Source organism: Paenibacillus sp. HGH0039, from assembly GCF_000411255.1.
Classification (GTDB): Bacteria; Bacillota; Bacilli; order Paenibacillales; family NBRC-103111; genus Paenibacillus_F.
The window spans coordinates 739,547-751,670 of the sequence record NZ_KE150412.1 but is presented as its reverse complement, the minus strand read 5'-3'; the positions used below and the strand labels follow the sequence as shown (position 1 = coordinate 751,670).

Here is a 12,124-nt window from a genome sequence, read left to right as displayed (position 1 = left end):
CAGGACGAAGCGAGGGGAGAACACAATGAAAGAAGCGGTCATTGTATCGATAGTGCGCACTCCGGTAGGCAAAGCGAAGAAAGGCAGTCTTGCCCAGACAAGGGCCGAAGATCTCGGGCGCATCGTCCTGAACGAGGCGGTCAGACGGGCGCCGGGACTGCGCAAGGAGGACGTGGAGGACATCATCATCGGCTGCGCGATGCCGGAAGGCGAGCAGGGGCTGAACTTCGCCAGGACGATGGCCCTGTACGCGGGTTTCCCGGCTGCGGTTCCGGCCGTCACGATCAACCGGTTCTGCTCGTCCGGGCTGCAGTCCATCTCCTATGCGGCGGAGCGGATCATGCTCGGGCAGGCCGACGTGATCATTGCCGGAGGCGTGGAAAGCATGAGCCACGTGCCTATGACCGGGTTCAAGCTGTCGCCGCATCCGAAGCTGGCCGTGGAGATGCCCGAAGTTTACATGGGTATGGGACACACGGCGGAGAACGTCGCGCAGCGGTTCGGTATCTCCCGCGAGGATCAGGACGCCTTTGCGGCGGAGAGCCACCGCAAAGCGGCTGCCGCGATTGCCGCGGGCCGGTTTAAGGAGGAGATCGTTCCCGTCGAAACGAGCGTGAAAGGGGTGGACGCCGGCGGCAAGCGCTGGGAGAAGCCGGTCGTGCTCGACACGGACGAAGGCGTCCGTGCCGATACGACAACCGGTGTGCTCGCGAAGCTGCGTCCCTCCTTTGCGCTGAAAGGCAGCGTAACGGCCGGCAACGCCTCGCAGACGAGCGACGGCGCAGCGGCGGCTGTGCTGATGAGCCGCGAGCGAGCGGAGGAGCTGGGCTTGAAGCCGCTCGCGGCATTCCGCTCCTTCGCCCTGGCGGGTGTAGCGCCCGAGATCATGGGCGTCGGGCCGGTCGAAGCGATTCCGAAGGCGTTGAAGCAGGCCGGGATCACGCAGGATCAGGTGGATTTGTACGAGATCAACGAAGCGTTCGCTTCCCAGTGCGTGCACATTATACGCGAGCTGAAGCTGGACGAAGCGAAGGTGAACGTCAACGGCGGTGCGATCGCGCTCGGTCATCCGCTGGGATGTACGGGCACGAAGCTGACGGCCAGTCTGGTTCACGAACTGAGACGCAGAGGCGGCGGGTACGGTGTCGTGTCGATGTGCATCGGAGGCGGAATGGGAGCGGCCGGGGTGTTTGAAGTTTACGGAGAATAACAGGTCCGGTCGTTCGGGCGTCAAAGCACGGTTTGCCGGCTCACGGGTCCGCGGATTGAAGGAGCCGTGAGGCGGTCTTTTGGAACCCTCACGGCTCCAGAGAGCGGCTTCGTCCTTGCGCGGGTTAACCGAACCGTCCACCGGTCAGCAGGAAGCGGCGGAAACGGAAATAGAGCAAGCTTATCTTCGCATATGAATCCATTAAAGGAGAGATTGCATATGATTGAAACGAGAAAGTTGACCAAAGGCGGAAGTTTTGTAATCGAAGATTTGGATGTAAACGCTCTCGTAACCCCGGAGGATTTTACCGAAGAACAGCGAATGATGATGGAGACGACCCGCGACTTCGTAGAAGGAGAAGTGCTGCCGAAAGACGAAGAAATTGAGAAACTCGACTACGAGCTGACCGTCAAACTGATGCGCAAAGCGGGAGAAATCGGTCTGCTGGGCGCGGATGTGCCGGAGGAATACGGCGGACTCGGGCTCGATAAAATCAGCTCGACCGTCATTAACGAAAACTTGTCCAAAGCGTCCGCCTTTGCCTTGTCGATCGGCGCCCACGTCGGAATCGGCACCCTGCCGATCGTCTTCTTCGGTACGCCGGAGCAGAAGCGGAAATATTTGCCCGAGCTTGCCACGGGCGAAAAAATCGCGGCCTACTGCCTGACGGAGCCTACTTCCGGTTCGGATGCGCTGGGCGCGAAAACGACGGCAAAGCTGTCGGATGACGGACAGCATTATATCTTGAACGGCTCTAAGCTGTATATCACCAACGCGGGCTTTGCGGATATTTTTATCGTGTACGCCAAGGTGGACGGCAAAGATTTTACCGCCTTTATCGTGGAACGCAATCTGAAAGGGTTCTCCGTCGGACCGGAGGAGAAAAAAATGGGCATTAAAGGATCGTCTACATGCCCGCTCTATTTTGAAGATGTGCATGTGCCGGTCGAAAATCTGCTCGGGGAGGTCGGACGCGGCCATATTATCGCATTTAACATTTTGAACATTGGTCGATTCAAGCTGGGAGCGGGCTGTCTCGGCGCCAGCAAGGAAGCCATCGAGCTCAGTGCCAAATACGCCAATACCCGTACGCAGTTCGGGCAGCCGATTTCTTCCTTCCCGCTGATCGGCAAGAAGCTCGCGGAAATGAATATCCGTACGTATGTAACGGAAAGCATCGTGTACCGCACATCCGGCATGATCGACACGGCGCTCCAGAACCTCGACCACAACAGCGCGGAAGCGGGGCAGCAGTCCGCCAAAGCGATCGCCGAGTATGCGCTGGAATGCTCCATTAACAAGGTGTTCGCATCGGAAGCGCTTGATTTCGTGGCCGATGAAGGCGTGCAGATTCATGGGGGTTACGGCTTCATTCAAGAGTATAAAATCGAACGGATTTACCGGGATTCGCGGATCAACCGGATTTTTGAAGGAACGAACGAAATCAACCGCCTTCTCATTCCGGGAACGCTGCTCAAGAAAGCGATGAAGGGCGAGCTTGATCTCATGGGCAAAGCGCAGGCTCTGCAGTCCGAGCTGATGCAGCTTATTCCGGGTCAGACTTTCGACGAAACGCTGGAGCAGGCAGCCCATCTGACCGCTATGGCGAAAAAAGTATTCCTGATGGCGGGCGGCTCCGCCGTACAGAAATACGGCATGAACCTGGAGAAGCAGCAGGAAGTGCTCAGCAACCTGGCGGATATGATGATTCAGATTTACGCCATGGAAACGACGCTGGTGCGTACGCGCAAGCTCATCGCGAAATCCGGCGAAGTGAAAGCGAAGAACGCGATCCAAATGACGGACATCTTCGTTCAGGAGGCGTTTGCCCAGATCGAGCGTCTCGCCAAGGATACGCTGGCCGCCATGGAAACCGGTGACGTGCTGCGCACTCAGCTCTCCGTTCTGAAGAAGCTCACGCGCAGCACGCCGGTCGACGCGGTCGGACTGAAGCGCGAAATTGCGGCTCGTGTCATAGCTGCTGAGAAATACGTCATCTGACGATATGGCCCGCGAAAGGGATGATCTTGTATGGATTCGGCTAAGCCATGGCTGCATCACTACGAAAGTGAAGTCGCCTCGACTTACGAGTATCCCAGGCACAATTTAGCGTACTTCCTGGTGCAGGCGGCCGGGAAAAATCCGCAGCTGCCTGCCCTTTATTTTATGGGCAAGAAAATCAAGTACGGCCAGCTGATGGAGGCGTGCTACCGGTTCGCCAACGGACTGAGGCAGCTCGGCGTCAAGAAAGGGGAGCGGGTGGCGATTATGCTGCCCAACTGCCCCCAGAGCGTCATCGCCTATTACGGGGCGCTGCTTGCCGGCGCAGTGGTGGTTCAGACGAACCCGCTTTATATGGAGCGGGAGCTGGAGCATCAGCTTCTCGATTCCGGCGCCGTCGCGATCGTTACCCTGGATCTGCTGTACCGGAGGGTCGCCGCGGTTATGCCGAGAACACACCTGAGGCACATCATCGTTTCTTCTTTGAAAGACTATCTGCCTTTTCCGAAGAATATCCTGTACCCGATCAAAGCGAAGCGGGACGGGGCGGATCTGAGCGTTCCGTGGAGCGAGTCCGTTCGTTCCTTCCGCACCTTGCTTGCCGCGTCTTCGGCGATACCCGTCATGGAGGAAGTGAATGCGGCCGAGGATGTGGCGCTGCTCCAGTATACCGGTGGAACGACAGGGCTTTCGAAAGGCGTCATGCTCACGCACATGAACCTCATCGCCAACACGCTGCAGACGAAGCATTGGTTCCATAAGGCGGCAGACGGGGAGGAAATCTACTTGGCAGCGCTTCCGTTTTTTCATGTGTTCGGCATGACCGTGCTCATGAATCAGGCGGTCGTCCGCAGCGGCATGATGGTGCTCGTGCCGAAGTTTGAAGTGAGCGAAATCCTGGGCCTCATTTCAAAGCTGAAGCCGACGGTATTTCCGGGCGCGCCGACCATGTACATTGCCCTTATTAATCATCCGGACATCCGGTCGTATGATTTGTCGTCCATTAATGTATGCATCAGCGGGTCCGCTCCGCTGCCTCTGGAAGTGCAGGAAAGATTCGAAGAGCTGACGGGCGGACGCCTGATCGAAGGCTACGGCTTAACGGAAGCGTCTCCGGTGACGCACGCGAATCCCATCTGGGGAAGAAGGAAGATCGGCTCGATCGGCATTCCGTTTCCGGATACGGAAGCCAAAGTCGTGGACCCCGCAACCGGAGAGGAGGCGGGAATCGGCGAAATCGGCGAGCTGGTCGTGAAGGGGCCGCAGGTCATGAAAGGGTACTGGAACCGTCCGCATGACTCGGAGGCGGTGCTCAAGAACGGCTGGCTCTACACCGGAGACATGGCCCGCGTGGACGAGGAAGGTTATTTTTCGATCGTGGACCGGAAAAAAGATATCATTATCGCAGGCGGTTTCAATATTTATCCGCGGGAAATCGAAGAAGTACTTTTCGAACATCCGGCCGTCAAGGAGGCGGTCGTGATCGGAATACCGGACCCTTATCGGGGAGAGACTGTGAAAGCCTTCGTTATCGTAAGGGAAGGCGAAATCCTTTCGGAAGAGGAGCTCAATACGTGGTGCCGGGAGCGTCTGGCGGCTTTCAAGGTTCCGCGCCGGTACGAATTCCGGACACAGCTTCCGAAAACGATGGTCGGCAAAGTTCTGCGCCGCAGACTGCTTGAGGAAGAACTCCAGCAAATTTCCGCCGCGAAAGAATAAGGGAGCCGCTTTTCCGGCCCTCTCCATCGCTTGAGCCCCGCAGCGGGGCTTTTTCTTTCCGGAACATCCCGGTATAATGGCGCTAATAGAGAAGGGAGGGAACCCGATGGAACCAAAGAATGCAGTCAGCCCGCAGTTTCAGCATCTGATGGAACGTGCAAGAAACACGTTTTGGGAGTATCTCGGCTGTGAAATCGTGGAGGCCGCCGCGGACAAAGTCGTGGTCCGGCTTGTCGCTCAGCAGCATCATCTCAATCTGATCGGAATTGTTCATGGGGGAGTCACCTCTTCCATGCTGGATAACGCCATGGGCGTCGTGCTCATGCTCGCAAGACCCGACGACAAAATCGTAACGACGAATCTGAATGTGCAGTTCGTGGCGCCCATGCAGCCCGGCGAATTGTACGTGACGGCGGAAATTGTCCACCAGTCGCGGAAAATGCTGACGGCCATCGGCCGGGTCACGGATGCGGAAGGACGCCTGGGCACCTTCGGAACCGGAACCTTCCGGGTAATCTGAGAGACGGATTTAGTTGAAAAAGAACCTGAAGAGGCGATCTCTTCGGGTTTTTTTGCATAAACGGGGGAGCGCCGGTCGTTTGCGGGAGTTTGATCCGGTTGTGTACAATTGAATAATTCATTATACTATTTATAATCCTTATAAACAGGAAGTATGGAAGGGAGCGAAATCAACATGGCAAATTGGACTGAAGTCACTACATTGGAACAATGGAACGAGATTTTCGATCAATCCGCGGAGAAGCCTTTCGTTATGCTTAAGCACAGCACAACTTGCCCGGTCAGCGCCAGCGCACTGGAAGAATACGACGAATATTTGGGTAAGAACCCGAACGAGAAGGTAAACTACTACCTCGTCAAGGTCATCGAATCCCGCCCGGTCTCCAATAAAATTGCCGAGGATGTCGGTGTGAAGCACGCTTCACCGCAAATTATTTACGTGAAGGACAAGTTTGCGGAATGGAACACTTCCCACTGGTCGGTAACGTCCAAGCACATTTCCGCCGTACTGGACTAACCGTATCAGATTGAGGTGCGGATGCATCTGCCTATTTAGTCAGACTGGTAATATATACACGTATATATACGAAGTGATGTACGATATACTTGTCTTACGGACGGGTATCGTGGAAAGTAGCCGTCCGTCGGATCTTTTTTTCATAACCTTTGCCCCGGCGGGCTCAGGTTATTTTTTTGCGCCGAAGGATAGCCCTTCTTTTGCAAATCAGGTATACTGATCCGAGTACATAAATTGACCCTTGGTAAAGGAACACGGAAATCATGACGACACATTCGAACGACAAACCTATGATTCCGGTGCCTCTCGCATTTATCGTCGGCATTATCGGAATCTCTTTCTCTGCCATTTTTGTCCGCTGGAGCGAGGCTCCCGTGGCCGTGACCGCCATGTACCGCCTGCTGCTCACCAATCTGATTATGCTGCCGTTTCTGTTCAAATACACGGCGGAGATCAAAGCGATCCGCTGGAAATCGGTATTCGGCCTGGTCGGCTCGGGCTTATTCCTGGCCCTGCATTTTCTGCTCTGGATGGCGTCTCTCAGCTATACGACCGTCGCTTCTTCAACGGCGCTGCTTACGCTGGAACCGATCTTTGTGATGATCGGGGCGTACTGGCTGTTCCGCCAGAAGAACAGCTGGGGCACGGTGATCGGCATGCTGATCGCGATGATCGGGGCCGCCATGATCGGCTGGGGGGACTTCCGGTTCTCCGGGGAAGCCCTGAAAGGCGATCTGTTGTCCATCGTCAGCGCCGCGGCCGTTGCCGTTCATATGCTGCTCGGCAAAACGATGCGGCAGTCCATGTCCGCGTTCGTGTACAGCTTCTTCGTCTTCCTGGCGGCCGCCGCCGCTCTCGGCGTCTACAACGTTGTGCAGGGGACGCCGCTTACGGGCTATTCGCAGAATGACTGGCTCATGTTCCTGCTGCTCGCTATCGTACCGACGATGTTCGGCCACTACCTTTTCAATTGGCTGCTGAAATATGTGAAGGCCGCGACCGTGTCCATGAGCGTACTCGGTGAGCCGCTCGGCTCGACGGTGCTCGCATTCTTCCTGCTCGGCGAAGCGATAACCGGCATCCAGATCGGAGCGGGCTGCCTGCTGCTGTTCGGCATCTGGCTGTTTATCCGCAGTCAGGGCAGGAAAGGGAAGGACGAAATGGTGGCGACTCCCGCCGTGCCCGCGCCCCTGCCTGAAATGCCGGGGGAGAGGACGGGCGCTTCCCGGCCTTCTCTGACCGACAGCTGAACGATCAGGATTCCTACTTAATAGAATGGAAAAAAAGTTATAAAATACGCCGGTGCGTAACCAAAAGCCCCCTCAAAGGGGCTTTTTTTCATGTAAAAGTGAATTTAGGTCATGTTGGTCTCGTTTGGGTCATAAAGATTTCTTATAAAAGTTCCTTAATTTGGATAGTCTGCCTGTTTCAAAATTGAAAAATTAGTCTAATGAATAGCAAACTACCCATATACGCATAGCGGGTATTGTTAGGCGTTCCTACCAGTTCCTACATTATAAAGAAGAACGCCATGCTGACAAAGAGGGGGATGCCATGATTAATTTTACGAATGTCAACAAGTATTATGGATCATTTCACGTGCTGCAGAACATCAACCTCGAAGTGAAAAAAGGCGAAGTCGTCGTCGTCATCGGTCCTTCGGGATCGGGTAAAAGCACGATGCTGCGCTGCATTAACCGGCTGGAAGCGATCCAGCAGGGGGAGCTGACGGTGGAAGGCGTTCGGGTGAACGACAAGAAAACCGACATCAACAAGCTCCGGCGGGAAATCGGCATGGTTTTTCAGCATTTCAATCTGTATCCTCACAAAAAAGTCATCGACAACATCACGCTGGCTCCCGTTAAGGTGCTGGGGCTCTCCAAAGCCGAAGCGGAGAAGCGCGCGATGCTTTATTTGGAAAAGGTAGGAATTCCCGATAAAGCGCAATCTTTTCCATCTCAGCTTTCCGGAGGACAGCAGCAGCGCGTGGCGATTGCCCGGGGGCTTGCCATGGAGCCGAACATCATGCTGTTCGATGAGCCGACTTCCGCGCTCGACCCCGAGATGATCGGAGAAGTTCTCGACGTGATGAAGACGCTGGCAAAGGAAGGGATGACGATGGTCGTCGTAACCCACGAAATGGGCTTTGCGCGTGAAGTGGCGGACAGGGTCGTGTTTATGGACCAGGGCCAAATCGTCGAGGAAGCGCTTCCGAAACAATTTTTCGAGAATCCGCGGGAAGAACGGGCCAAATTGTTCTTGAGCCGTCTGTTTGCGCATTAACTGATTAAGGGATATGCGGTTTAACCCAATACAGAAGCGAGAAAAGGAAGGGGTCTACTTATGAAAGTTTGGAAGCCTTTTAAAATCGGCATGATTCTGCTTACCTTTATTCTGGTGCTGGGCGCCTGCGGCAAAGCCAAAGATACCGGCGGATCGACAGGCGGATCGACTCCGGGCGGCTCCGCAGCCCCGACGACGGATACGAAAACGCTCGATGCGATCAAGCAGCGCGGCAAATTCGTAGTCGGCGTCAAATTCGATACAAACCTGTTCGGTTTGAAAGATCCGGGAACGGGCCAAGTCAACGGCTTCGATATCGATATCGCCAAAGCGATCGCCAAAAAGCTGCTCGGTGACGAAACGAAAGTCGAACTGAAAGAAGTGACTTCCAAGACGCGGATTCCGATGCTTCAAAAAGGAGATATCGACGCCATCATTGCGACGATGACGATTTCGGAAGAGCGCAAGAAAGAAGTGGATTTCACGGACGTCTATTTCAAGGCGGGCCAATCCCTGCTCGTTAAAAAAGGCAGCGACATTAAGTCGATCGACGACGTCGTGAAGAAGAAGGGCGTCAAAGTCCTGTCCGTAAAAGGTTCCACTTCCGCGAAAAATATCCGTGCCAAAGCCCCGGACGCGCAGGTACTGGAATTTGAAAATTACCAGGAGGCGTTCACGGCCCTGAAATCCGGCAAAGGGGAAGCTTTGACGACGGATAACGCCATTCTCTACGGAATGACGAAGCAGGACCCGGGCTATGAAGTCGTAGGCGGCACGTTCACGGATGAGCCGTACGGCATCGCGGTCCGCAAAGGCGACGCGGAATTCACGAAAGCGGTCAACGACGTTCTGAAAGAACTGAAGGACAGCGGCGAATACGCGAAAATTTACGAGAAATGGATCGGCGAGAAACCGGCCGAGTAAAACGGAGCGGGATAGGCGGCCGACCGGCCGCTTGTCCCGTTTTCTTCCAGGATATCGTTATTAGAAGGAACAGATCGGGGTGCTGCCGGTGGATTTAAGTGTAATTACAGAGAATTGGGACAGATATATCGAAGGATTCGGCAATACCGTGATGGTCAGTCTTCTCTCGCTGGTACTTAGCTTCCTGCTGGGGACGCTGGTGGCCGTCCTGCGGATCTCGCCTTTTAAAGCGCTGCGGGCGATCAGCGGGGTCTATGTGGAATTCGTGCGGAACATTCCGCTGTTGTTGATTATTTTCTTCTTTTATTACGGGTCTTCCGAGTTCGGCCTTTCGCTGGACGGGTTTACCGCTGGAACGATCGGCTTGACGATTTACACGTCCGCGTTTATTGCGGAGGCGATCCGTGCAGGCATACTGGCCGTTCCCGCAGGCCAGGCGGAGGCGGCCCGTTCTTCGGGTCTTTCCTACGGGCAGACGATGATTCACGTCGTTCTTCCCCAGGCGATCAAGATTGTGATTCCGCCTCTTGGCAATCAGTTTCTGAACTTGATCAAGAACTCATCCATACTTGGCGTTATCGCGGGCATGGATCTCATGTATTTCGGGGATTTGATCAATTCCGATACGCTCGATACGTTTAATGTGTATATCGGGGTCGCGCTTTTCTATCTGGTGCTGACGATACCGCTCAGTCTGCTGGTTCAGTATCTCGAAAGAAGAATGGCGCGCGCTTAATCGGTTCCGGACGGGACAAGATCCGGTGAATGTCAAAGTGGGGTGTCGGAATGGATTTCTCAGGTGCATACAGCGCGGATAATCTGATGTTTTTGTTAAAAGGGTTTCTCGTAACGCTGGAAATGGCCGTTATCGCCATTATTTTAAGTTTTGTCATCGGCAGTCTGGTCGGGGTCATCCGTTACTCGAAAATCCCCGTGCTCAGCCAGCTCATGGCGGTTCTCGTCGAAGTGATCCGGAACCTGCCGCTGCTGCTCATTATTTTCTTCGTTTACTTCGCCGTGCCGGAAGTGACCGGTGTGGAAATGAGCATTCTGACGTCCGCGATCATTTCCTTGACGATTTTCGAATCGGCGATGATTGCCGAAATCATCCGCGGGGGGCTCAACTCCATCGACAAGGGGCAAATCGAGGCGTCCCGCTCCTCCGGGTTAACCTATGTGCAGACGCTTTGGCACATCGTGTTCCCGCAAGCGGTGCGCCGAATGGTTCCGCCGATCGTCAGCCAGTTTATTTCACTGCTGAAGGACACGTCGCTTACCGTTATCATTGCGGCGCCGGAGTTGATGCACAACGCGCAGATCATCAACGGTTCTTCCCAGAAGTTCATCGTTCCGATCTTCCTGCTCGCTGCGCTGATGTATTTCGTCGTCAACTATTGCATCTCCCTGTTCGCTCAGCGCTTCGAGCTGAAAAGGACGTGACGCCGCGCAAGCCTTATGCGGCTCGAGGACTCGCGAAGTTCCGGCTCCGGCCGGACGACAAAGAACCCGCTGTACCGGTCCCGGACCGGTTTACAGCGGGTTCTTATGTTGCCAGGCGGACGAAAAGCGGCAGCTTAACGTGTCAAACGTGTGCGCTCGAATTCGGCTTTGATCTCAGCGAGCAGCGCCGGATCCGTGATCACGTCGTAGGCGGTAGCCGCCAGCATCTTGGCGGCCAGAATCATGCCGTCCAGCGCTCGCTGCTGCATCGCAAGATCGCGGAACTCCGGCGTGTGAAGCAGGTGCTTCTCTTCAATGACCTTCATATACGGGTGAATCGTCGGGCAGTGAAGAGAGACGTTCCCGAGGTCGAGGGAGCCGTGGTCCTTGCCCGTCTGAATCATCTCTTCCGTAATGCCTGCCGAAGCCAGGTTGCGGTTGAACACAGCGGACAGCGTCTCGTTCGTGTTCAGCTCGTCATACGAGTATTCGTAGTTCGAGGTGGTGAGGGTGCAGCCGGTCTGCAGAGCGGCCCCTTCCGCGCATTTCAGCACCTTCGCCGCGACTTCGTTCGTGTACGCGCGGGAAGAGGAGCGGACATAGAACTGGGCGACGGCATAGTCGGGAATAATGTTCGCGGCCTGGCCGCCTTCCGTGATAATCCCGTGAATGCGCACATCGCTGCGGAGCTGCTGGCGCAGCGCGTTGACGGAATTGAACAGCATGAGCACGGCGTCTAGAGCATTCACGCCCTCGTAAGGGGAAGCGGCTGCGTGGGCCGCCTTGCCGAAGTACTCGAACTGGATGGCATCCAGGGCAAGGGATTCGCCTGAACGCTCATACGTATAATAAGGATGCGCCATCAGCGCGAAGTCCACGTCATCGAACAGCCCCGCGGCCGACATGGGAACTTTCGCCCCTTTGGTTTCTTCGGCAGGCGTGCCGTAGACGCGGATGACGCCGCCCGTCTCGTCGATGACGGATTTAAGCCCGACGGCCGCGCCGATGCTCATCATGCAGATGAGATGATGACCGCAGGCATGGCCCAGCTCGGGGAGAGCGTCATATTCCGCCAGGAAGGCGACGGTCGGTCCGGGCTTGCCGGAGTCGTACACGCCCAGGAAAGCGGTCGGAATGTCGAGCACGGCCCGTTCAACCGTGAAATCGTGCCGCTCCAGCTCTTCGATCAGCCGGGCACAGGCCAGAAATTCTTCATGGCCGAGCTCGGGATTTTGCCCGATATAAGTGGAAATCGCTTGAAACTCCGGCGTGTGGAAATCGATGGTGTTATAGATACGTTCCTTCATGGCGCTTCTCCTTATGCATGTAAGTGGTGGGGGCGGCGCCCCGTCGTTATGTTTCGGATGTAAGTCCATTGTAATACAAACTCGGACCCGCTACCACTTCCGGCTCCTTTGCGTTACAATAAAGCACGGAAAGCGCAAAGTCCGCGTTTGCTGCAATTAACGCATCTTCCGAAGGGAAATTTCATTCGGCGAAGATGTTTACAT

Annotated in this window: 11 protein-coding genes; 10 read left to right on the top strand and 1 reads right to left on the bottom strand. The window is 55.4% G+C overall.

Translation table 11 applies throughout. The annotated features are described in order from the left end of the window. Positions 1-25: 25 nt before the first annotated feature. The 10 genes from HMPREF1207_RS03065 (at position 26) to HMPREF1207_RS03020 (ending at position 10,613) form a co-directional block, all read left to right on the top strand. A complete protein-coding gene (locus HMPREF1207_RS03065; protein WP_009672698.1) occupies positions 26-1,210 on the top strand; it encodes an acetyl-CoA C-acyltransferase in 1,185 nt (394 codons plus the stop codon). 219 nt (positions 1,211-1,429) lie between these two features. Then, the gene (locus HMPREF1207_RS03060) at positions 1,430-3,211 is read left to right on the top strand and encodes an acyl-CoA dehydrogenase family protein (protein WP_009672916.1); all 1,782 of its coding nucleotides are present in this window, start codon (positions 1,430-1,432) and stop codon (positions 3,209-3,211) included. A gap of 30 nt (positions 3,212-3,241) precedes the next feature. Continuing rightward, on the top strand, positions 3,242-4,930 hold the full coding sequence (locus HMPREF1207_RS03055) for a long-chain-fatty-acid--CoA ligase (protein WP_009672788.1): 1,689 nt from the start codon (positions 3,242-3,244) through the stop codon (positions 4,928-4,930). A gap of 106 nt (positions 4,931-5,036) precedes the next feature. Next, complete coding sequence (locus tag HMPREF1207_RS03050; RefSeq protein ID WP_009672803.1) at positions 5,037-5,450, top strand: PaaI family thioesterase; 414 nt, start codon at positions 5,037-5,039, stop codon at positions 5,448-5,450. A 174-nt stretch (positions 5,451-5,624) separates the two neighbouring features. Beyond that, positions 5,625-5,966: a bacillithiol system redox-active protein YtxJ gene (gene ytxJ, locus HMPREF1207_RS03045; RefSeq protein ID WP_016423439.1), complete on the top strand. Its 342-nt coding sequence runs from the start codon at positions 5,625-5,627 to the stop codon at positions 5,964-5,966. A gap of 263 nt (positions 5,967-6,229) precedes the next feature. Further along, positions 6,230-7,216 (top strand): DMT family transporter, encoded by a 987-nt coding sequence (locus HMPREF1207_RS03040; RefSeq protein WP_009672837.1) that lies wholly within the window; start codon positions 6,230-6,232, stop codon positions 7,214-7,216. A 304-nt stretch (positions 7,217-7,520) separates the two neighbouring features. Then, positions 7,521-8,249, top strand: coding sequence for an amino acid ABC transporter ATP-binding protein (locus HMPREF1207_RS03035; RefSeq protein WP_009672791.1), 729 nt, complete (start codon positions 7,521-7,523; stop codon positions 8,247-8,249). 60 nt (positions 8,250-8,309) lie between these two features. Then, positions 8,310-9,173: a transporter substrate-binding domain-containing protein gene (locus HMPREF1207_RS03030; RefSeq protein ID WP_009672904.1), complete on the top strand. Its 864-nt coding sequence runs from the start codon at positions 8,310-8,312 to the stop codon at positions 9,171-9,173. Positions 9,174-9,252: 79 nt separating this feature from the next. Then, positions 9,253-9,909, top strand: a complete 657-nt coding sequence (locus HMPREF1207_RS03025) for an amino acid ABC transporter permease (RefSeq protein WP_009672874.1) — start codon at positions 9,253-9,255, stop codon at positions 9,907-9,909. 50 nt (positions 9,910-9,959) lie between these two features. Next, entirely contained in the window at positions 9,960-10,613 is a 654-nt protein-coding gene (locus HMPREF1207_RS03020) for an amino acid ABC transporter permease (protein ID WP_009672796.1), read from the top strand. A 134-nt stretch (positions 10,614-10,747) separates the two neighbouring features. Here the strand turns inward: HMPREF1207_RS03020 and HMPREF1207_RS03015 are convergent, their stop codons facing one another. Then, positions 10,748-11,920, bottom strand: coding sequence for a M20 family metallopeptidase (locus tag HMPREF1207_RS03015; protein ID WP_009672832.1), 1,173 nt, complete (start codon positions 11,918-11,920; stop codon positions 10,748-10,750). Positions 11,921-12,124 lie beyond the last annotated feature (204 nt).